Origin of the sequence: Rheinheimera hassiensis, from assembly GCF_022436675.1 — a bacterium.
In the GTDB taxonomy this organism is placed as follows: domain Bacteria; phylum Pseudomonadota; class Gammaproteobacteria; order Enterobacterales; family Alteromonadaceae; genus Alishewanella; species Alishewanella hassiensis.
The window spans coordinates 455,071-475,927 of the sequence record NZ_JAKUJZ010000002.1; the positions used below are offsets into that span (position 1 = coordinate 455,071).

Annotated in this window: 14 protein-coding genes and 1 tRNA gene; 11 read left to right on the forward strand and 4 right to left on the reverse strand. The window is 51.5% G+C overall.

Annotated features, from left to right (window positions below):
- Nucleotides 1-2: 2 nt before the first annotated feature.
- Nucleotides 3-76: transfer RNA gene (locus MJX74_RS05005), tRNA-Asn, on the reverse strand.
- Nucleotides 77-613: 537 nt separating this feature from the next.
- On the opposite strand from MJX74_RS05005, the gene MJX74_RS05010 reads away from it, so the two are divergent.
- From MJX74_RS05010 to MJX74_RS05040, 7 genes are all read left to right on the forward strand, one after another.
- The gene (locus MJX74_RS05010) at nucleotides 614-1,975 is read left to right on the forward strand and encodes an MATE family efflux transporter (RefSeq protein ID WP_240221399.1); all 1,362 of its coding nucleotides are present in this window, start codon (nucleotides 614-616) and stop codon (nucleotides 1,973-1,975) included.
- Nucleotides 1,972-3,969, forward strand: coding sequence for an excinuclease ABC subunit UvrB (gene uvrB / locus MJX74_RS05015; protein ID WP_240221401.1), 1,998 nt, complete (start codon nucleotides 1,972-1,974; stop codon nucleotides 3,967-3,969). The genes MJX74_RS05010 and uvrB overlap by 4 nt, the downstream gene beginning before the upstream one ends.
- Before the next feature lie 130 nt (nucleotides 3,970-4,099).
- Nucleotides 4,100-5,191: an efflux RND transporter periplasmic adaptor subunit gene (locus MJX74_RS05020; RefSeq protein ID WP_240221403.1), complete on the forward strand. Its 1,092-nt coding sequence runs from the start codon at nucleotides 4,100-4,102 to the stop codon at nucleotides 5,189-5,191.
- Between the two features lie 2 nt (nucleotides 5,192-5,193).
- Nucleotides 5,194-8,250 carry an efflux RND transporter permease subunit gene (locus MJX74_RS05025; protein WP_240221406.1) on the forward strand — a complete coding sequence of 1,019 codons (3,057 nt, stop codon included), beginning with the start codon at nucleotides 5,194-5,196 and terminating at the stop codon, nucleotides 8,248-8,250.
- A gap of 1 nt (nucleotide 8,251) precedes the next feature.
- Nucleotides 8,252-10,042, forward strand: coding sequence for a M14 family metallopeptidase (locus MJX74_RS05030; protein ID WP_240221407.1), 1,791 nt, complete (start codon nucleotides 8,252-8,254; stop codon nucleotides 10,040-10,042).
- A gap of 31 nt (nucleotides 10,043-10,073) precedes the next feature.
- On the forward strand, nucleotides 10,074-11,996 hold the full coding sequence (locus MJX74_RS05035; protein WP_240221408.1) for a methyl-accepting chemotaxis protein: 1,923 nt from the start codon (nucleotides 10,074-10,076) through the stop codon (nucleotides 11,994-11,996).
- A gap of 143 nt (nucleotides 11,997-12,139) precedes the next feature.
- Nucleotides 12,140-12,574 (forward strand): CopD family protein, encoded by a 435-nt coding sequence (locus MJX74_RS05040; RefSeq protein WP_275692683.1) that lies wholly within the window; start codon nucleotides 12,140-12,142, stop codon nucleotides 12,572-12,574.
- 17 nt (nucleotides 12,575-12,591) lie between these two features.
- Here MJX74_RS05040 and MJX74_RS05045 read toward each other — a convergent pair whose 3' ends face one another.
- Nucleotides 12,592-13,071 (reverse strand): DUF2231 domain-containing protein, encoded by a 480-nt coding sequence (locus tag MJX74_RS05045; protein ID WP_092793395.1) that lies wholly within the window; start codon nucleotides 13,069-13,071, stop codon nucleotides 12,592-12,594.
- 81 nt (nucleotides 13,072-13,152) lie between these two features.
- On the opposite strand from MJX74_RS05045, the gene coxB reads away from it, so the two are divergent.
- The 4 genes from coxB to MJX74_RS05065 are packed head-to-tail and all read left to right on the forward strand — an operon-like array spanning nucleotide 13,153 to nucleotide 17,492.
- Nucleotides 13,153-13,800: a cytochrome c oxidase subunit II gene (coxB, locus tag MJX74_RS05050; protein ID WP_240221410.1), complete on the forward strand. Its 648-nt coding sequence runs from the start codon at nucleotides 13,153-13,155 to the stop codon at nucleotides 13,798-13,800.
- Complete coding sequence (ctaD, locus tag MJX74_RS05055) at nucleotides 13,793-16,315, forward strand: cytochrome c oxidase subunit I (protein ID WP_240221411.1); 2,523 nt, start codon at nucleotides 13,793-13,795, stop codon at nucleotides 16,313-16,315. Before coxB ends, ctaD begins: the two co-directional genes overlap by 8 nt.
- Nucleotides 16,312-16,674, forward strand: a complete 363-nt coding sequence (locus tag MJX74_RS05060) for a hypothetical protein (RefSeq protein WP_240221412.1) — start codon at nucleotides 16,312-16,314, stop codon at nucleotides 16,672-16,674. Before ctaD ends, MJX74_RS05060 begins: the two co-directional genes overlap by 4 nt.
- Nucleotides 16,665-17,492, forward strand: coding sequence for a cytochrome c oxidase assembly protein (locus MJX74_RS05065; RefSeq protein ID WP_240221414.1), 828 nt, complete (start codon nucleotides 16,665-16,667; stop codon nucleotides 17,490-17,492). Before MJX74_RS05060 ends, MJX74_RS05065 begins: the two co-directional genes overlap by 10 nt.
- 2 nt (nucleotides 17,493-17,494) lie before the next feature.
- On the opposite strand, the gene MJX74_RS05070 is transcribed toward MJX74_RS05065, so the two are convergent.
- Both MJX74_RS05070 and MJX74_RS05075 read right to left on the reverse strand, forming a co-directional pair.
- Nucleotides 17,495-18,376, reverse strand: a complete 882-nt coding sequence (locus tag MJX74_RS05070) for a transglutaminase family protein (protein WP_240221416.1) — start codon at nucleotides 18,374-18,376, stop codon at nucleotides 17,495-17,497.
- Nucleotides 18,376-20,844 carry a circularly permuted type 2 ATP-grasp protein gene (locus MJX74_RS05075; protein WP_240221418.1) on the reverse strand — a complete coding sequence of 823 codons (2,469 nt, stop codon included), beginning with the start codon at nucleotides 20,842-20,844 and terminating at the stop codon, nucleotides 18,376-18,378. Before MJX74_RS05075 ends, MJX74_RS05070 begins: the two co-directional genes overlap by 1 nt.
- Nucleotides 20,845-20,857 lie beyond the last annotated feature (13 nt).

Genomic DNA, 20,857 nt, shown 5'->3' on the forward strand with positions numbered 1-20,857 from the left:
GGCTCCCCAGACTGGACTCGAACCAGTGACCTACGGATTAACAGTCCGCCGCTCTAACCAACTGAGCTACTAGGGAACAGCATTCAACGGGGCGCAATACTAATGCCAGCTATACCCTCTGTCAACACTTTGCCACAGGGATTTTCGCCATCTTGTATCACTTGCATAATGTTTAAACAAAGCGCTGCTTTTAGCCGCAGTAATGGCGCAATACTTTAGTCATTAGCCGGCTGCTACCTGGCTACTGCCGTCCCAGTGTTGTCGGGAGCTGCCAGCACTTACCCACAGAAGCTGTGGATAAGTCTGTGAATTGTGCGGTGGTTTCGTCGGGGAAGGCTTGATTCTGTTGAGATACAAGCAGGTCAAGCAAGTTGCGATGAATTTTTTAATCTAATTAAAACAATGAGATAGATATTATTGTTGCAAACTGATGATCTGTCGGAAAATAAATAACTGGCATGAAATAAGCACGGCGGAATTGTGAACTATTTTACTATTTAGCAGATAATTCCAGCAAAATATGCCTGCGCTGGCAGCAAAAACAGGGAAATTAACATGGCTGTAGCGGCGGCTTTTCTCTACAATAGCGCTATGCCGGTTAACAGCAGTAATTATGACTACCTCTTCCCGTGTTAAACCTTCATTAATTCATGATGATATTAAGGCTACGCTGGTATCGATGACATTACCGATGCTGGTGGGAATGATCACCTTAATGACATTCAGCCTGGTCGATACGTTTTTTATCAGTATGCTCGGCACTGAGCAACTGGCGGCGATCAGTTTTACTTTCCCTATTTCTTTTGCCCTAATCAGCCTGGTAATTGGCCTTAGCATTGGCACTTCTGCCGTTATTGCCAAAGCATTGGGCGCCGGGCGGTTAACCGAAGCCCGCACCGATGGCCAGGTAGCTTTATGGTTATCCGGCATTTTGGTGGCGCTGTTGGCGATACCCGGTTATCTGTTTACCGATACTCTGTTTGGTTTGCTTGGCGCCAATGACACAATTTTGCTGTATATCCGCCAGTATATGGATGTCTGGTTTGCCGGCGCCGTGCTGCTGGCGTTGCCAATGGTAGGCAATGCTGTGTTGCGGGCCGCAGGCGATACCAAAACACCCAGCATTATTATGGCGTGCTCGGGGCTGGTTAATGCAGTGCTTGATCCGATGCTGATTTTTGGTTTTGGGCCAATACCGGCGCTTGGTATGCAGGGCGCGGCAATAGCCACGTTAATTTCCTGGGTATTTGGTTCGGTATTAATTATTTATTTGCTGGTTAAGCGCGACCTGATTAGCACCAACTGGATTCATGCCACCCAGTTAAATCAGGTGTGCCGCAAGATTTTGCGTATTGGCTTACCAGCCGCCGGTGCCAATATGTTAACGCCACTGGCAATGGCGGTGTTAACGGCAATATTAGCCAATTATGGCGCCTCGGCTGTGGCGGCATTTGGCGTTGGTGCCCGGATTGAAAGTATTGCCTGTCTGGTGGTGCTGGCACTGTCGATGACGTTACCGCCTTTTGTCAGCCAGAATTATGGTGCCGGTTTGTTAGGCCGGGTGCAGCAAGCTTATCGTTTGTGTGGCCGTTTTGTGCTGGTATGGCAGTTGGCTATTTACCTGTTGCTGGCTGTACTGGCGGTGCCTCTGGCCAGATTATTTAGCAGCGAACCTGAAGTAGTGCGTATTATCTGCCAGTTTCTCTGGATAGTGCCGCTGGCATACGGCCTGCAGGGCATTACCATTTTAACCAATTCCTCTTTTAATGCGTTACACCAGCCGGGCAGTGCACTGTTATTAAGTTTGATACGCTTATTTGTGTTTTATGTGCCGCTGGCCTGGCTTGGTGGCAAACTCTATGGTGTTACCGGCTTGTTTATTGGCTGCGTAGTCGCAAATATATTTACTGCCGCAGTGGCCTGGTACTGGTTTAACCGGGCTATACAGCGTTCACAGCAGGAGATCCCAACATGACACGTGCATTTGAACTGGTATCGCATTACCAACCAGCCGGAGACCAACCCGAAGCCATTAATAAACTGGTAGAAGGCTTAGAAGCCGGCCTGGCACATCAGACGCTGCTGGGGGTTACCGGCTCAGGTAAAACCTTTACCATGGCCAATGTTATCGCGCGGGTAGATCGGCCAACACTGATCATGGCGCATAATAAAACGCTGGCGGCGCAGCTTTATGGTGAGATGAAAGAGTTCTTCCCGAATAATGCCGTGGAGTACTTTGTGTCGTACTACGACTACTACCAGCCCGAAGCCTATGTGCCTTCAACCGATACCTTTATTGAAAAAGATGCCTCTATTAACGAGCACATCGAGCAAATGCGTTTATCGGCAACCAAAGCGCTGATGGAGCGGCGTGATGTTGTGATTATTGCTTCAGTTTCCGCTATATACGGCCTTGGCGATCCGGAATCCTATATGAAAATGCTGCTGCATTTAAAAGTAGGTGACATTGTCGATCAGCGCTTTATTTTACGCCGCCTGGCCGAGTTGCAATACAGCCGTAATGATATCGAGTTTCAGCGTGCTACGTATCGTGTACGCGGCGATGTGATTGATATTTTCCCGGCGGAGTCAGACGATATTGCCGTCAGGGTAGAGCTGTTTGACGAAGAGATTGAGCGCATTAGTATTTTTGACCCGTTAACCGGCTCGGTAGAAAAAGTGGTAACCCGCTATACCGTTTATCCGAAAACGCACTACGTTACGCCGCGCGAGAAAATACTGGCAGCGGTAGATGAAATTAAAGTTGAGTTAAAACAGCGACGCGATGAACTACTGGCCAATAATAAGCTGGTAGAAGAGCAGCGTTTAAGCCAGCGTACTTTATTTGATTTAGAGATGATGGTCGAACTGGGTTACTGCTCGGGCATCGAAAACTACTCGCGCTATTTATCCGGCCGCGCCAACGGCGAGCCGCCGCCAACCTTACTGGATTACTTTCCGGCCGATGGCCTGATGTTTATTGATGAGTCGCACGTTACAGTGTCGCAGATTGGCGCTATGTATAAAGGTGACCGCTCACGCAAAGAAAACCTGGTTAATTATGGCTTTCGTTTACCCTCTGCGCTGGATAACCGGCCGCTGAAGTTTGATGAATTTGAAGCCATAGCGCCGCAGCGGATTTATGTGTCGGCAACGCCGGCCGTGTATGAGCTGGAACAGTCGGCCGGTGAAGTGGTTGAGCAGGTAGTGCGTCCCACCGGTTTGGTTGATCCGCTGATCGAGATCCGTCCGGTGGCAACACAGGTAGATGATTTGCTGTCAGAAGCCTTTATCCGGGCCGATCGTAAAGAGCGGGTGCTGGTTACCACGCTAACGAAAAAAATGGCCGAGGATTTAACCGATTATCTGAATGAGCATGGCGTCAGAGTACGTTACCTGCACTCGGATATTGATACCGTAGAGCGGATGGAGATTATCCGCGATTTACGCTTAGGCGTATTCGATGTGCTGGTCGGTATTAACCTGCTACGCGAAGGCTTAGATATTCCGGAAGTATCGCTGGTGGCGATACTGGATGCTGATAAAGAAGGCTTTTTACGCTCAGAGCGCTCACTTATTCAAACTATCGGCCGTGCGGCGCGTAACCTCGAAGGCCGGGCCATACTATACGCCGATCGCATCACCGGCTCGATGCAACGGGCAATAGATGAAACAGACCGTCGCCGTGCCAAGCAGCAGCAATTTAACCTTGAGCATGGTATTTCACCTACTGCTATTAAGAAGAAAATTGCCGATGTCATGGACTTAGGCCAGGATGCCAGCCCGGCGCTACCGATGGTGGCAGAAAAAGTCAGAATGATTAAAGGCAAAACGTCGTATCAGGTAGAAGCTGAAATTAAGCAACTGGAGCAAAAAATGCTGCAGCATGCCCGTGATCTTGAATTTGAGCAGGCTGCCCAGCTTCGCGACAAGGTGCATATGTTAAAACAAGCACTGCTTGAAATTTAGCCAGCCCGGCGTTGCCGGGTATAATAATTACTGTTAGTCGCATGATTTTGATGTTAAATACAGCGTTTTGGTCATATTTGACTACGCTTTAACAGCACCTTTGTTTTATTACTGTTTCAGGATGATACCTATGCCGCACTTTCGGCCGCTTGTTTTTCTGTCAATATCTATTGTATTTCTGCTTAGCGCTTGTTCAAAACCTGAACCTGAATCAACCCCACAACTTATAAGGCCGGTAAAGTTACATCAGGTAAGTGCTGATGCTACCGGCGCAGTACGGCAATTTCCGGCGGTGGTTGAACCGACAGAGCGTGCCAGTTTAACTTTTCGTGTCAGTGGTAAACTGGTGCAGTTGATAGCCCGCCCCGGGCAAGCGGTGGATAAAGGCCAATTGCTGGCCAGGCTGGACGACACCGACTTTAAACTAAAACTGGATCAGGCCCGGGCTCGCTTTGAGTTATCACAAACCCAGTTTACCCGCTCTGAACAACTAATAAGCCAGAAACTGGTGTCACAAGCCGTATTTGATGAAGCCAAAGCCCAAATGCAGGTGGCGCAGGCAGATTTATCCACGGCAGAAACGGCCCTCAGTTATACCCGGCTGGAAGCACCTTTTGCCGGTAATATTTCCCGCTTACTGGTTGAGAACCACGAAAATGTTGCTGCGCAGCAGGCAATTATGGAGCTGCAGGTGCGTGATCAGGTAGATGTGGTGATCCAGGTGCCGGAAGATGTGATATCCAACGTGCGCAAAGATTTCGACTATCAGCCCGAGGTGGTGTTCGACTCACACCCGCTTTACCGCTACCGTGCCCGTATCCGTGAATGGGACACTCAGGCCGATCCGGCCACGAATAGCTTTAAAGTGGTGTTTAGCATGCCAACACCAACCGAATTTAACGTGCTGTCGGGTATGACGGCCAATGTTATTGCTGAGGTCAGTAAAATCAGCAATGTGTATATTGATGCTCTGTTTATTCCGGCTACGGCCATTTTTATGCCTGCCGACGATCCGCTGGCAACGCAGCAAAGCTATGTGTGGGTATACGATAATAACAGTGGTGTGGTTAGCAAGCGTGCCGTTACTGTCAGCAGTTTAACCAGTGCCGGTGCAGCGATTACGTCTGGCCTGGCTGCGGGTGAGCAGGTGGTGAGTGCTGGTGTGCAACAGTTAACTGAAGGCCAGCAAGTCAGGCCCTGGGTGCGTGAGCGGGGGCTGTAAGCATGGATCTGGCGCGCTATTTTATTCAGTACCGCACATCTTCCTGGCTGTTTGCTGCCATTTTATTGTTTGGCGGTATAGTGTCGTATCTGGGGCTCGGGCGGCTGGAAGACCCCCAGTTTACCTTAAAGCAGGCATTAATTATTACCCAGTACCCTGGTGCTTCACCGTTACAGGTAGAAGAAGAGGTTACCTATCCGCTGGAAAATGCCATTCAGCAGCTACCCTATGTAAATCATGTTACCTCGGTTTCTACCGCTGGCTTATCGCAGTTGATGGTAGAAATGAAAGACACCTACCGCGCCAAAGAGCTAAAACAAATCTGGGATGAGCTGCGCCATAAGGTCAATGATTTGCAGCCACAACTGCCACCGGGTGTGCAGGTGCCTCAGGTAAAAGATGATTTCGGTGATGTTTACGGTATTTTATATGCCATTACCGGTGACGGCTACGGCGATGATGAATTACGCGACTATGTTGACTTTTTGCGCCGCGAGTTGGTGCTGGTACCCAGTGTAGGCAAAGTAGCGGTAGGTGGTGTCCAGCAGGAGCAGGTTATTGTTGAAATTTCCCGCCCGCGCTTAACGGCGCTTGGCATAGCACCGCAGACCTTATCTGCCTTGTTGCAAAGCCAGAATATGGTGGCTAATGCAGGTTCAATTAAAGTCGGGCCGGATCGGCTGCGTATTTATCCTACCGGCGAGTTTCAGTCGGTGGCAGAGCTGGAAAGCCTGATTATCAGCAGCCCGGATTCAAGGGAGCTGATTTATTTAGGCGATGTGGCCCGTGTGTATCGTGAAAACGCTGAAGTACCCAGCCAGCTGATCCGTTTTGGCGGCCAGAATGCCCTGACGCTGGGCGTGTCGTTTTCGGGCGGGGTCAACGTAGTTGAGGCCGGAGAGCAAATTCAGCAACGCCTGACACAACTGGAATACAACAAGCCGGTAGGCATAGAGCTGCATACCATTTATAACCAGCCAGACGAAGTAGCTGGTTCGGTCAGCAGTTTTATTATTAATCTGGCAGAGGCTGTTGCCATTGTTATTGTGGTACTGCTGGTGTTTATGGGGCTGCGCAGCGGTATTTTAATTGGCCTGATTTTGCTGCTGACGGTGCTGGGCACCTTTATTTTTATGCGCCAGATGGATATTGAGTTGCAACGGGTTTCGCTGGGCGCTTTGGTTATTGCACTGGGTATGCTGGTTGATAATGCTATTGTTATTACCGAAGGTATTTTAATTGGTATGCAGCGGCGCTTAAAGCTGGCCGATGCCGCCAGTTTAATTGTGAAACAAACGCAGTGGCCGTTGCTGGGCGCCACCGTTATTGCCATTGCGGCCTTTGCGCCGATAGGGCTGTCCAGTGATGCCACCGGCGAATTTGCCGGCAGTTTGTTTTGGGTATTATTGGTGTCGTTATTATTAAGCTGGGTAACGGCAATTACCCTGACGCCGTTTTTCGCCAGTATGCTATTTAAAGACAAACTGCAGCAAAACAGCGAACCTGAAGAGCTGTATCAGGGATTTATTTTTACGCTGTACCGTAAGTTACTGCATATTGCTTTACGTTACCGGCTGGCAACCTATGCGTTGACGCTAAGCTTACTGGTGGTAGCGGTTATTGGTTTTGGCAAGGTAAAACAGGTGTTTTTTCCGCCGTCGAATACGCCTATTTTTCTGGTAGATTTATGGCAACCCGAAGGTACTGATATTCGCCATTCAGCACAAGATGCTGTGGCACTGATGAAGTATGTCAGCAGCCTTGAAGGCGTTAGCCATGTGACCAGCACCAGTGGCCGTGGTGCCGATCGCTTTATGCTGACCTATCAGCCGGAAAAGAGCTTTGCTGCCTACAGCCAGCTGATTGTCAGAGCAGAGGATCGTGAGCAGTTGCCGGCACTGATGCAACAAACCCGCAATTATATTACCGAGCAGTTACCCCGGCTACAGTACAAGTTACTGCGGCTTGAAGTGGGGCCCTCGACACCGGCGAAAATAGAAGCCCGCTTTAGCGGTGCTGATCCTGATGTGCTGCGCCAGTTGGCGGCACAAGCGCAAAGCATTCTGCTGGCAGATGGCCGCGCCGTTAGTGTGCGTGACAACTGGCGTGAGCGCACCAAAGTGATCCGGCCGCGCTTTAATGAAGCCATGGCGCGCCGTGCCGGCATCAGCAAGCAGGACATTGATGATGTGTTGCTAAGCAGTATGTCGGGTCGCACTGTCGGCATTTACCGTGATGGTACCCATTTGTTGCCGATAGTGGCCCGCTCTCCGCTGGCTGAGCGGGATAATCTCGACGCCTTGTACGACCTGCAGGTTTACAGCAATAAACTGCAGCGCTATGTGCCGATAACCCAAGTTGTTACCGGTTTTGAGCTGGTGTGGGAAGAAGCGAAAATTCAGCGCCGGGACCGTAAACGCACGGTCACGGTAATGGCCGATCATGACAACTTGTCTGACGATACTGCCTCAGCCTTGCTGGCGCGGGTAAAAGCCGACATTGAAGCGATTGACCTGCCAACCGGTTATTTCCTCAGTTGGGGCGGCGAATATGAAGCCCAGCAAAAAGCGCAAACAGCCTTGTTTAGCTCCTTGCCGCTAGGTTATCTGATGATGTTTATTATTACCGTACTGCTGTTTAATTCGTTGCGCAGTGCGCTGGTAATTTGGGCGTGTGTGCCACTGGCTATTATCGGCGTGAGTTTCGGTTTATTACTGCTGGGTGCACCTTTTGGTTTTATTGCGCTGCTGGGCTTTTTAAGTTTATCCGGCATGCTGATTAAAAACTGCATTGTGCTGCTAGAGCAGATAAAGCTGGAGCTGGAAGAAGGCAAAGCAGCGTTTAATGCGGTATTTGACAGCGCAGTAAGCCGGGTGCGGCCGGTATCTATGGCGGCTATTACCACTATTTTGGGCATGTTGCCGCTGTTGGGTGATGATTTTTTTGCCAGTCTGGCAGTAGTGATTATGTTTGGCCTGGGTTTTGCTACCATACTGACACTGCTATTTTTACCTGTGCTGTACTGCAGCGTATTTAAAATAAAAACGATACAGGAATAATATGAACAGGTTTTTACCCTTAGTACTTGCCGGCAGTGTGTTACTGCCAATTCAGTTACAGGCCACAGACTGGTTACCGCCGTTACCCGCCTGGAGTGGCGCAAGCGAAAGTTTAATAAAAGCCAAGAATGCCCCCTGGGTGACGCCCGCAGAACTTACCGGCCTGACAGACAGCCCTGACTATAACGCCACACTGGCTTACCTGCGTAAATTGGTTGACAGCTCAGAGCTGCTGGAGCTGGAGCAGTTTGGCGTAAGCGCGCAAGGGCGGCCCTTGTATCTGGTTAAAGCCAGTAAAGCATTGCATAAAATTGCACAAAACCCGGCCCGGCCTTTGCTGTTGATGCAAGCTGGTATTCATAGTGGTGAAATTGACGGCAAAGATGCCGGCTTAATGTTACTGCGCGACATTGCGCAGGGCGAGAAAGCCCATTTACTGGCTAATGCCGACCTGTTATTTATTCCGGTGTTGTCAGCTGATGGCCATGAGCGGCGCTCGCTATACAACCGGATGAACCAGCGTGGCCCGTTGCAGCAAGGCTGGCGCGCTACGGCACAAAACCTGAATTTAAACCGTGATTATGCCAAAGCTGATGCGCCGGAAATGCAGGCCTTGCTTGGGGTAATAAACCGCTTTCAGCCCGATTTATATATTGATGTTCATGTAACCGACGGTGAGGATTACCAGTACGACATTACCTATGGCTTTAACGAGCCTTTTGCTGCGGTAAGCCCGAACGGTGCGAGCTGGTTGGCCAGATTATATCGCCCGGCCGTTAACGCTGCGCTGGAGCAGGCCGGGCATATTCCCGGCCCGCTGGTGTTTGGTGTCGACAGTAAAGATTTCAGCAAAGGTATAAGCGGCTGGACTGCCAGCCCGCGCTATTCCAACGGCTATGGTGACGTACGGCATTTGCCCACCGTGCTGGTAGAAAACCACAGTTTAAAACCTTACCGTCAGCGGGTGTTGGGCACCTACGTATTGCTGGAGCAAAGCCTGAAACTGCTCAATGAACAAGGTAAGGCGCTTATTCTGGCCCGCCAGGCCGATTTACAGGCCAGGCCACGGAGCATGGCGCTAAGCTACACTGCCAGCGAGCAACCAGACTATGTCGATTTTAAAGGTATCAGCTATCAGCTAAAGCCATCTGCTATCAGCGGAGATAACTACGTTGCCTGGACAGGGCAGCCAAAACTGTATGAAAAACTGCCGGTTTACTGGGACAAAGTAGCCCAAAACGAAATAGTGATCCCCAAAGCCTATTGGCTACCACCGGAGCAGCATACGGTGATGCAGCGGCTAAAACTGCATGGTATTGAGGTGACGGTGCTGGATAAAGCGCAAAAAGTTACACTGCAACAGCTTAGTGTTACGGCGCACACCTTTGCTGCAAAGCCTTTTGAGGGCCGCTTTATGCTGCAGGACGCCAGTTTTAGCCGCAGCAATATCAGCCGCACGCTTGGTGCAGGTTGGGTAAAAGTAGACACCGACCAACAGTTAGGCCGCCTGGTGGTCGCTTTACTGGAGCCAACTGCACCGGATTCATTTTTTAGCTGGGGCTTTTTCCCCGGCATGTTTGAGCGCACCGAGTATTTTGAACCCTACGCTATAGAGCCATTGATTGAGCGGATGCTGGCGCAGCAACCCGAACTGCAGCAACAGTTTGAGCAGGCACTGGCTAAAGATGAAGCACTGAAAAATAACCCACGCGAGCGCTATAACTGGTTTTACCGGCAAATGCCGTTTTATGACAATCAATACCTGAAATATCCGGTACTGATACAACCCTGACAACACGCTACAGCACTGAAAGAGATAAATTATGACATTGCAAAAAACCTTTATTGTCTGGCTGACCGGCTTAGTTGTTGTCATCGCAGCTATTGTCATCGCACTTATCGCCGGACGGGATGCCAGTAAGTTAACACAACAACTTGATCAGGAGCGCCAGCAGCTTGGCCGCGAGATTGTGGCGTTGCTAACTCTGACCGATAACCTGATGCAAGCACAGGTGAAAAGTAGCATGCGTTTGCTTAATGAACGTATTGTCCAAAGTGGTCCCGTAAGTGTTGGTTCGCCTGTGGATGTCGCGGGGCGTAGAGTAAATGATTTGGTATTTAATGGCACAGGCCAGGCTAACCGTTTTGAACTGGTTGATGCTGTTACCGGTATTATGGGCGGTACGGCTACCTTGTTTAGCCGTGACAACACCGATTTTGTACGTATTTCTACAAACGTGATTACCAACAATAACAGAGCCATTGGTACCGTACTGGCGCCCGACGGCTTGGCCATTGCCGCCATCCGCCGTGGTGAGGCGTTTTATGGCGTGGTCGATATCCTGGGCAACCCTTTTGTTACCGGGTATGAGCCGGTAACCGATGGCAGCAACAATGTTATTGGTATTAGCTATGTGGGTTACCGTGCTGATTTAGAAGCGTTAAACCGCATAGTGATGCAAAGCCGCTTGTTGTCACAGGGCTTTGTGGCTATTGAAGATCGCAGCGGCAAGGTGCGGGTAAACTCTGACAATATCGCCGCTGATGCGGTACAACAAATTCTGGCCGGGCAAAACGACGGCTGGCAGCAACAAACGCTGGAGTTTGCTCCCTGGGGTTATAAAGTACACCTGGTGTATTCAGAAACCGAAAGAAACGGCCTGGTGTGGCAAACCTTGCGCTCGCTTATTGTGTTGGTGGTGGTGTTTGGCATTCTGCTGATTGCGATGGTGTTTTTCCTCACGCGCTACGTTGTTATTCAGCCACTGAATAAAGTTAATGCCTCATTAGCCAACATTGTGGAAGGAGAGGGGGATTTAACCGCCCGGCTGAACTTTGACCGCAATGATGAAATAGGCACTATGGCCAGTGGCTTTGATGCGTTGCTGGATAGAGTGCGGCGAACTATTGTTGATGTGCAGCAGGTGTCCGGCGGGCTGAAACACTCGGCAGTAACAATGGATCAGGCAGCAAAGCAGGTATTGCATAAAATTACCCAGCAAACCCATGACACCGCAGCTATTGCCAATGCGATAGAAGAAATGACCACTACCTCACATGCTGTGGCCACCGGCGCACTGGATGCAGAAACCGCCGCGCAGGAAGTTGCTACGCTGGCGCAGCAGGTGATGACTGTAATTGAAAATACCGTAACCAACTCACAGCAGCAAATGCATGCTGTGGCTGAATCTGAACAGGCAATAAACTCACTGACCAAAGCTAGTCAGGATATTGCCAAGGTGCTGGAAGTGATTAACAGTATTGCCGAGCAAACTAACTTGCTGGCACTTAATGCTGCCATTGAAGCGGCCAGAGCCGGCGAACAGGGTCGCGGTTTTAGTGTGGTAGCCGACGAAGTAAGGTCATTAGCCGGCAGAACACAGGCATCCACCGGTGAAATAAAACAGATGATCTCCGGCTTGGAAAGCGGTGTGGTGTCGGTTGCGCAAATCAACAGCCGCTATAAGCTGACTGTGGATGACAACGTTAAATTTGCCGAAGGTGCACGTAATGCACTGCATGCTGTGCAATCGGCAGTTGATCAGATAAAAAGCCAGAATGCCGGTATCGCCAGTGCCGCCGAGCAGCAAAGTACAGTGGCAGAAAATATTAACCAGAAAACACGACAAATTCGTCAGTTGGCACAAGACAGTGCACAGCAGTCTGAGCTGACACAACAAACCAGCGCAGCACTAATGCAACAATGCGAAACGCTGGTGACTATTTTGTCTGAGTACCGGGTGTAAATTTTACGTATACCGACAAAATCGGCGAATAAGCGGCAGATTTGCAATAATCTGCTAGGGTTAACTTTGTTGCTTAGAAACTAATTAGTTAACAATTTGCTTATGATTTTTTTTGTCAGACCTGCTGTTGTGAGTACCTGTTGATGGTGTGGTTGTTGTTTATGCATATTTGTGTCCTGGTGATCTGGGCTGCTGCATTACTGATCTTACCGTTGCTGATCCATCATTCACAAACGCAGTTGGCTGATGCTGCCGGTAAGGGCGATGCGGTAGACCGTCTATGGTTTACCCGTCTGGCCAGCCCGGTAGCGTTACTGGCTATAGTGTCAGGCACGGCTATTTTTGCCGTCAGCCGTAACTTTGACAGCTGGTTGCTGGTAAAGCTTACGCTGGTTACCGCTCTGGTAGTTTGCCATGTGCTGGCTGGCTTACTAATCCTGTATCGAAAGCGAGAACACGCCACAGCTATCGGCGCAAAATGTAGCATCCTGTTTGCCGCTATTCTGCTGTTGTTGCTGGGTATTATTGTGTTAGTGCTGGTTAAACCCAGCCAGGACAGCTTGTTATGGTTTCTATGACATATCAACCTGCAGGCTCAGGGGTTAGCGTCTTGCTGCAACATGTCATCGATATTGACACCAACGGCGTATTCATACACCAATCTGCCACCGAGATAGCCGGTTACGGTGATCAGCAAACCACTGAGTACCGACAAATAAAGCCCCTGTGGCAGAATTACGCTGGCCGGGTCCGGCAGGCGCAACAGCCAGTTCAGCGTGGCCAGCGACAGCAACATCACTGCCAGTATGGCATGGCACCAGGCGGTTATGAGCCGTCTGATCTGGCTTACCAGCAGTATGTCCATCAACCCGGCCAAACCGGCAATCCAGCCACCAATAGCTCCAACCCCTGCCAACCACAGGCTGGCTCTGGCCCAGAACAGATCACCACTGTACAAAAATGCCAGATCTGTGGCAATCAGCCCGATCAGGGCGGCTACCGGAAAATGAATAAGACCAGGGTGCAGAGGGTGGCCAAATATCATAATCTGGCTGGTAATGGGCTGCATCGACATAATACATCTCGGCTGAAGTTAAAGATTAATAAACAAAAGCGTTACCAACCCAGTCTAGCAGCTGTTTGTTCAACTGGCCTGTTGTTAAGCCTGACAGGCTGCTCTGGCGCCTTTTCCAGCTTGGATCCTAAAGGCCCGGCGGCTGCTGAAGTGGCGCTGTTATGGTGGGGGATGTTCGGTGTTGCCACGCTGATATTGCTGCTGGTGGCGGCACTGTGGTTTTACGCGATAAAACGCCGTAGCGATGATAGCCCGACGATTCGGCCAAATGCCTGGTTGTGCTGGGGCGGGCTGGCTTTACCGCTGATCAGTATTGGACTACTGCTGCTTATCGGTATTCCGGTTGGCCAGCGTATGTTGCCATTGGCCGATGCTAATGCGCTAAAGATTGAAGTAACCGGCCATCAGTGGTTTTGGCAGGTGCATTATCCCGGCCATGCTATTGAATTAACCGACGAGTTACACATTCCGGTTAATACGCCGGTGTACCTGCAGCTGACCAGCGCCGATGTGATCCATTCTTTTTGGGTGCCCAGGCTGGGGGTAAAGCTGGATATGCTGCCGGGGCGCACAAACGTACTGCGGCTGCAAGCCTCTGAGGCCGGCATTTACCGCGGCCAGTGCGCTGAATACTGTGGTTTGGGCCATGCGCATATGCAGTTTAGCGTTATTGCGCACGAGCAAGCGACATTTGCCGGCTGGTTAAAGGAGCATAGCGCTGATGACTGATATGAAAAAAGCGACAGCGTCAGCGGCCGATATTAATAAGCTGGCGCAGATCTGGGCTAACTTACCTGGTTGGGGCAGCCTGGCGGCGGTAAACCACAGCACCATTGGCTTGCGCTTTATGGTTACCGGCATGGTGTTTTTTCTGATCGGCGGTGTGCTGGCGATGTTGATCCGCACGCAGTTAGCGTTACCGGAACAAAGCATCCTTAGTGCTGATGTTTACGGCCAGCTGTTTAGCATGCATGGCAGTGTAATGATGTTTTTGTTTGCTATACCGGTACTGGAAGGTTTAGCCATATATCTGATCCCGAAAATGACCGGCAGCCGGGATTTACTGTTCCCGCGTCTCAGCGCACTGGGTTACTACTGCTACCTGTTTGGCGGCATTATCATTATGTTCAGCCTGGTGTTGGGCATTGCGCCGGCTTCCGGCTGGTTTATGTATACGCCCCTTAGCAGTAGCGAATTTTCGCCGGGGCCGGGCTCAGACTTCTGGTTACTGGGTATTACTTTTGTCGAAATTTCTGCCATGGCAGCCGGTATTGAACTGACAGTGTCTATTTTATGCAGCCGGGCCAAAGGCATGACACTAAGCCGGATGCCGTTGTTTTGCTGGTACATTTTAGTGATGGCGCTGATGATCGTATTTGGTTTTCCGCCGCTTATTCTTGCCAGTATTCTGCTTGAGCTGGAGCGTGCTGCCGGTATGCCGTTTTTTACTGTAGCGGCAGGTGGCGATCCGCTGTTGTGGCAACACTTATTCTGGCTGTTTGGCCACCCTGAGGTGTACATCATTTTTCTGCCTGCGGCCGGTATTGTCTCGACCCTGATCCCGGTATTCAGTGGCCGGCCGATAGTGGGTTATCGCTGGGTGGTAATTGGCATTATTTTAACCGGCTTTATCAGTTTTGGCCTGTGGGTGCACCATATGTTCACGGTGGGCATTCCGCAGCTGGCACAGGCATTTTTTTCTGTTGCCAGTATGCTGGTGGCGGTGCCTACTGCTATTCAGGTATTTGCCTGGCTGGCAACGCTGTGGTACGGCAAGGTGGTGTTTCGTTTGCCGATGCTGTGGATCTGTGGTTTTCTGCTGATTTTTGTTTGTGGCGGCCTGACCGGCGTTATGCTGGCACTGGTACCATTTAACTGGCAGGTACATGACACCCATTTTGTCGTGGCGCATATGCACTATGTGCTGGTGGGCGGCATGTTTTTCCCGTTGATTGCCGGTTTGTATTACTGGCTGCCATTGGTGTCTGGCCGTATGCCGTCTGAAAAGATTGGCCGCTGGGGGTTCTGGCTGACATTCACCGGTTTTAATCTGACATTTTTGCTGATGCATCTGACCGGCCTGCTGGGTATGCCGCGGCGGGTTTATACCTATGAAGCTGGCTTGGGCTGGGACTGGCTTAATCTGCTGTCGTCGGTCGGCAGCTTTATTATGGCAATTGGCGTGGCGATGGTGCTGCTGGATTTACTGCTGCATTTTTGGTTCGGTAAGCGCGCCAGTGCTAACCCCTGGCAGGCTGACACGCTGGAATGGGCGCTGGATATGCCACCGGCACAGTATAATTTTGCCAGTTTACCGCTAGTCACCAGCCGTCAGCCACTGTGGCACGACCCGACATTGCCGCAACGCATTGCCACCGGAGAAGGTGGTATGGCCAATAGCGCCAGCGGCCGGCGGGAAAACTGGGGCACGTCGGCCGTAAGCGCCCGCGTCGAGAGAACACTGCATCTGCCCGGCAACTCGTGGTGGCCGCTGTACAGTGCCCTGGCGCTGGCGGTTGTGTGTATCAGCTTGCTATGCCGCTGGTATCCACTGGCATTGCTTGCCGCCGCCGGTGCATTGGTATTACTGCTGTGCTGGAGCTGGGACAACGGTGCCAATCTGCAACCGACAGCATCGCCTGGCGATGCTGAGCTGGCTTTGCCGTTAGAGAGCCAAAGCACAGACGGGCCTGGCCGCTGGGGCATGGTAGTAACCTTACTGGCAAATGGCGCACTGTTTATGGCATTGCTGTTTGGCTGGTTTTATCTGTGGACAGCGGCACCACAATGGTCGGCGCCTGCGGATGGGCCACTACCGGTATCTCTGTTGTTGCTGTGCGGTGTGCTGGCAAGCGTTGCAGTGTGGCAGTTTAACCGGTTGAGTGTACAGTTGGCTGCCGGGCAAGACAGTCATTTACAAAGGCAGTTGTGGCTGTGTGTTTTAACCGGCAGCGCGCATTTTATATTGTTACTGAGCTTATTTATTATGGCGCCGCTGGCCTATACCAGCAGCGCACATGATGCGGTGATTATGGTTATTTTACTGTATTTGCTCGGCCATGCCGGCCTGGCTGTAATATTAACAATGTTACAGGCGCTAAGGGTGGCGCGCAGTTATGTTAGTAAGCAACGGCCTTACGAGCCTCAGGTGGTAAAACCCTTTTGGTTTTATTATCTGAGTGTTTATTGGCTTAGCATTGGGCTGTTTTTTATTTTACCGCTTGGCTGGGGGCCGCTGTTATGAGCTGGCGGCGCTGGTGTAAACCGGGCCACCCCGCCCAGTTGGTGCTGGGGCTTAGTCTCTGGGGGATCTGGTTTATTGCTATGTATGCCGGCTTATCGGTAGTGTGTCAGTTTGTAGCACCTGCGCCGCAAGATGGCGCTGCCAACTGGCTGAGCTATGCACTTTTCGGGTTAACATTGATTGTTCTGGCACTGTTATTGCTGCTGGCAAGGCGGGGCTGGCGCTATAGCCAGAGCGTGCAGCAAGACAGCCGCCCGCAACGTTTTATTGCTTATGTTAGCACCGTTTTATATTTAATGGCTGCGCTGGCGACACTGGCCGGTGCTTTACCTGTGCTGGTATTGCCACCATGTATTTAAGCCTGCGCTTACATAACTGGCGTTTAGTGTGGCTGTTGGCGCTTAGCAGCCTTAGCCTGCCGTTACAGGCTCACAGTGTGCTACAAAGTGACGGCGAATCATTCTGGGCTGCGCTGATTGCGATACTGCTGTTAGCAGTATTTTGGCTGCTATATCTGCTTGGTAGTGTAAAGCGCCGGCCACCGCTGTGGCAGGCATTGCTGTTTCACTTTGGTTGTATCTTGTGTGCTTTTGCCGTGACCGGGCCGCTGGATGACTGGGCAGAAATCAGCGCCAGCGCCCATATGGTGCAGCATATGCTGTTTATGGTGGTAATAGCACCGCTATGGGCGCTAAGCCAGCCGTTAGCTCAGTTTGCTGCTATCACCGGCAGTTGGGGCCGGCTAGCCTGGCAGCCTTTGCTAAGGCTGAGCCATTACCCGCTTAGCCTGGCTTATTTACATGCTGCAGTCGTCTGGTTTTGGCATACGCCGTATTTTTATGTGCTGGCGCTGGAGCAGCCGTGGTGGCATCTGGTTGAGCATATTTGCTTTATGTTCACTGCGGCGATGTTGTGGTGGGCGGTGTTACAGTGCAATGAGCGTAACCGCTCCTGGGCGTTGCTGGCGCTGTTGTTTACGCTGATGCATACCGGTTTTCTCGGTGCAATTCTGACCTTTGCCGACAGCTTACTGTATTACCCGACACACGAGCTCAGCGATCAGCAACTGGCCGGTTTGCTGATGTGGGTACCCGGCGCACTGCCTTATATTCTGGCTGCGGCCTGGCTGGGTTATCGCTGGCTGCGCAGTGTGGCGGCCAATAATGATGCTGGCTGATATTACTCAGCCAGCGGTACCACATCTACTGCTACGCTAAGCTGATGTTCGCCATTGCCGTGTAATATGCCTTTTAGCGGCACTACATCGGCGTAATCGCGCCCCCAGGCCAGTGTCAGGTGCTGCTCGTCGGCCAGAATATTATTTGTCGGGTCAAAGTCTATCCAGCCCAGCGTGGGCTCAAATACGGCAAACCAGGCGTGCGAGGCATCGGCGCCAACCAGGCGCGGTTGCCCCTCTGGTGGCCGGGTTTCCAGATAGCCGCTGACATAGCGCGCCGGTATACCGATACAGCGCAGGCAGCTGATAGCCAGTTGGGCAAAATCCTGACATACGCCTCTTTTATGCGCGAACACTTCAGATAAAGGCGTGACTACTGTGCTGAATTCCGGATCGTACTGAAACTCGGTAAATATCAGCTGGTTTAGTGCCTGTGCCAACTGCAGTATATTCTGCCCGGGTTGTATTAATGGCGTTATTAACGCTTTAGCAGCGGGCAGCAGCGGGATCATCCGGCTGGCATGCTGACACAATAAGGCGTCTAAGGTTGTTGCATCGGTATACTGGCGTAAATGGGCAAAGAGCCCGTTGCTGTCGGTGGCATCACGTATTTTTAAAATATTATGCCGAGGCACAACCTGCAGTGTGCTGCGGGACGTCACACTGAGTAGTTTATGTGGCGGCTGCACATGAATAAAGTGCTGGGTATTACCAAAGCTGTCGGTGCGTTGCTGTATTGATGAAGGCTCCGGGGTTACGCTTAAACTGCTGTGTTCTACCTGCTGATACGGCAGTTGGCGTGGTGTTAGCCAGGCCAGGTTATAGCTATTTGCCACGGTTTGGGCGTAACGATATTCGGTCTGGTGAATAAGCTGATATTTCATTAAAAACTCTGCCACTGGCTGCTTAAATCAGCATGATTAAAGTATGACAAGGTTACGCTGTCGGACAGCTGGCGCAGCGTTTGTTGCAATTGGTGCAACAGCAAATTCAGGCCGGGCAGGGCATGTTGCTGAGCGTCAAACAGCTGTTGCAGGTCAATTTGCTGTAGCAGCGCTACCAGTTCCATGGCCAGGCGCTGCTCGCGGCTTAGCGTTATACTGGCATCATTATGCAACGCTGGCAGCTTTTCGGTCTGGCGTAGTAAACGCGCACACTGATAGCTAACTGAACGTGGCGTGCTGTCGTCCAGCAGCAGCAAATCCATAATCGCCAACGGGTGCAATTCGGTGTGATAGCGTCGCCGGTAGGTCATTAATGTATCGGCCAGGCGCAGCAGGGCTTCCATCAGGGCGTCAGTCGGCGGGGTATTGGCAAACACCGCCTGCAGCAGGCTGCAGCTTTGCTGAGCCCGCTCTAAATGCTGCCCAAGATCCATAAAACGTAGCGTTTGGGTGCGGCTCATGGTTTCGTTGTTCAGGCCGTAAATGGCGGTTTGCAACAGTACTATTTCATCCAGGGTGCGTAATAAGGCTGCTGGTTGCTGCCACTGCGGCCGTGCGGGCCACTGGTAGATAGCGCTTTGCAGTTTATCCAACACATACCAGGTGTCTTCACCGAAGTATTCGCGTACCGATTGGGCGTTATACAGCAGGTTTTTCAGTATTGCCACCACGCCGGTGGCATTATCGGCACTGAACAGTTTATCCAGCGCCGGTTGCAAGCCTGGTAACGATTGTTCTGCGCCGTCATCCATGCTGCTGTTGGCGCGCAAGCAAAAACTCAACAGACAGCGCGCATCCTGCTGGCCGGTGTCGCTGGTATCGCTATTATTGAGCAGTGTCAACGCGGCCCGCAGTGCGCGGCAAATCAGGTTAAGCCGCTCATTATAACGGCCAAGCCAGAATAAATGGTCGGCCACCCGGCTGGGTAACAAACCAGATTGGCGCGACAGCGTCACCTGATGTTTAGCACTTTGCAGTAAGCTAACTGCCTGGGCTTTATTGGCCAGTACCCAAACGTCTTTGGCGGTAAAACCGGCGCTAAAACCTGCCCGGTCAGAACGTTGCAGCGTCTGGCTATTTGTACTTACCCGGCCGAGGGCACCCGGCATAACCGCGACGTCGGCATGATCATCCAGCAGGCTGAAAATACGCAGCACACCGGCCTGGGGGTGTAATTCGCCTTTTTTGTCGCAACAGGGTAATTGGCTTAGCGGCAGCAGTTGGCGGGCAGTATAGGCCGCGGGTTGCTGTGCTACCTGTTGCCACAATGTTGTCAGTTCTGTTGGTGTCAGGTCGGCCAGTTGCCATTGCTGGGCGCTTAACAGATGCTGCAGGCAATAGTCGTTACTGTTGGTTTGTACTTGTGTTAGCTGAGCGGTGTTACCGCACCACAGTGCCGGTACGGTGGGCAGCAGCAAGGGTTGTTGTAGTAAAAATTCGCAGCAGCGGGATAAAAACGGCAATAGCGCACCAGAGTCGAGCAGGGCACTGCCGGGCGGGTTAACACATAACAACTGGTTTTGCCGGATGCTTTGCAATAAGCCGGCACTGCCACTGCTGCCGGGTTCCAGCTCCAGCGGATCACAGCTGGTATCTGGCAGATAGCGCAGCAAGCTTTGCAGGGGCTGCAGGCCGCTAAGGGTTTTTAACCACAGCTTACTGTCTTTAAACATCAGATCAGCACCGTGCACCAGCGCGATATCAAGGTAGTTGGCTAAAAAGGCATGCTCAAAATAGGCTGCATCACGCTTATGGTGGGTAAGTAAGCCTGCCAGTTTGTGTTCATTGTCGCTTTGGCAGCCTTGTTGCAACAACTGTTGCAGTTGGCGGAAAAACCCCGCCAGCTGGCTTTTTTTAACGCTGGAGTTCAGCTCGGTTGTGGTGTTGTTAAACGCCAGCCGGTGCTCCAGCACATAGCCTAAACCGGCAGGCAACTGGGTGTTGTCGCTGTAGGCACAAAACTGGCCGTCGCTGTTACGGCCAATATCGGTGGCCAGCATAGGCAGCCAGGATGCGGTATTAATTAAGTTGGCGCAGGGTAGCAGGTAGTCTTTATTTAAAAAAATAACCTCCGGCGGAATAACCTGTTGCTGTAATAACTGCTGCGGGCCGTATAAATCCTGCAGAATTGCATTTAACAGCAGGTGGCGCTGTGCAATGCCAGCTTCAAGTTGCTGCCACTGGGTTTCACTAATCAGCCAAGGCATTAAATCCAGCTGGCGTTGTTGCTGGTGCCAGGGATCAAAGGTGGTGCCGTTTTCCCGCAACTGGTGCTGCAATTCGCTATACAGCTGTTGCAGGCGCTGTGCAGGTTGGCGCTGCCACCAATACAGCAACTGGCGCCATTGCGGCAAATCATGCCAGTGTTGCTGCTCGTGGATAGGCTGTGGCATAACGCTCACTGACATACTGCTCCTGTGC

Bases quoted from the DNA above. Each gene is read 5' to 3' on its own strand.
- MJX74_RS05060 (WP_240221412.1), top strand. From the start codon at position 16,312: ATGAGCTGGCGGCGCTGGTGTAAACCGGGCCACCCCGCCCAGTTGGTG.
- MJX74_RS05010 (WP_240221399.1), top strand. From the start codon at position 614: ATGACTACCTCTTCCCGTGTTAAACCTTCATTAATTCATGATGATATT.
- MJX74_RS05070 (WP_240221416.1), bottom strand. From the start codon at position 18,376: ATGAAATATCAGCTTATTCACCAGACCGAATATCGTTACGCCCAAACC.
- MJX74_RS05025 (WP_240221406.1), top strand. From the start codon at position 5,194: ATGGATCTGGCGCGCTATTTTATTCAGTACCGCACATCTTCCTGGCTG.
- MJX74_RS05030 (WP_240221407.1), top strand. From the start codon at position 8,252: ATGAACAGGTTTTTACCCTTAGTACTTGCCGGCAGTGTGTTACTGCCA.
- MJX74_RS05035 (WP_240221408.1), top strand. From the start codon at position 10,074: ATGACATTGCAAAAAACCTTTATTGTCTGGCTGACCGGCTTAGTTGTT.
- uvrB (WP_240221401.1), top strand. From the start codon at position 1,972: ATGACACGTGCATTTGAACTGGTATCGCATTACCAACCAGCCGGAGAC.
- MJX74_RS05045 (WP_092793395.1), bottom strand. From the start codon at position 13,071: ATGTCGATGCAGCCCATTACCAGCCAGATTATGATATTTGGCCACCCT.
- MJX74_RS05020 (WP_240221403.1), top strand. From the start codon at position 4,100: ATGCCGCACTTTCGGCCGCTTGTTTTTCTGTCAATATCTATTGTATTT.
- ctaD (WP_240221411.1), top strand. From the start codon at position 13,793: ATGACTGATATGAAAAAAGCGACAGCGTCAGCGGCCGATATTAATAAG.
- MJX74_RS05065 (WP_240221414.1), top strand. From the start codon at position 16,665: ATGTATTTAAGCCTGCGCTTACATAACTGGCGTTTAGTGTGGCTGTTG.
- MJX74_RS05040 (WP_275692683.1), top strand. From the start codon at position 12,140: ATGGTGTGGTTGTTGTTTATGCATATTTGTGTCCTGGTGATCTGGGCT.
- MJX74_RS05075 (WP_240221418.1), bottom strand. From the start codon at position 20,844: ATGTCAGTGAGCGTTATGCCACAGCCTATCCACGAGCAGCAACACTGG.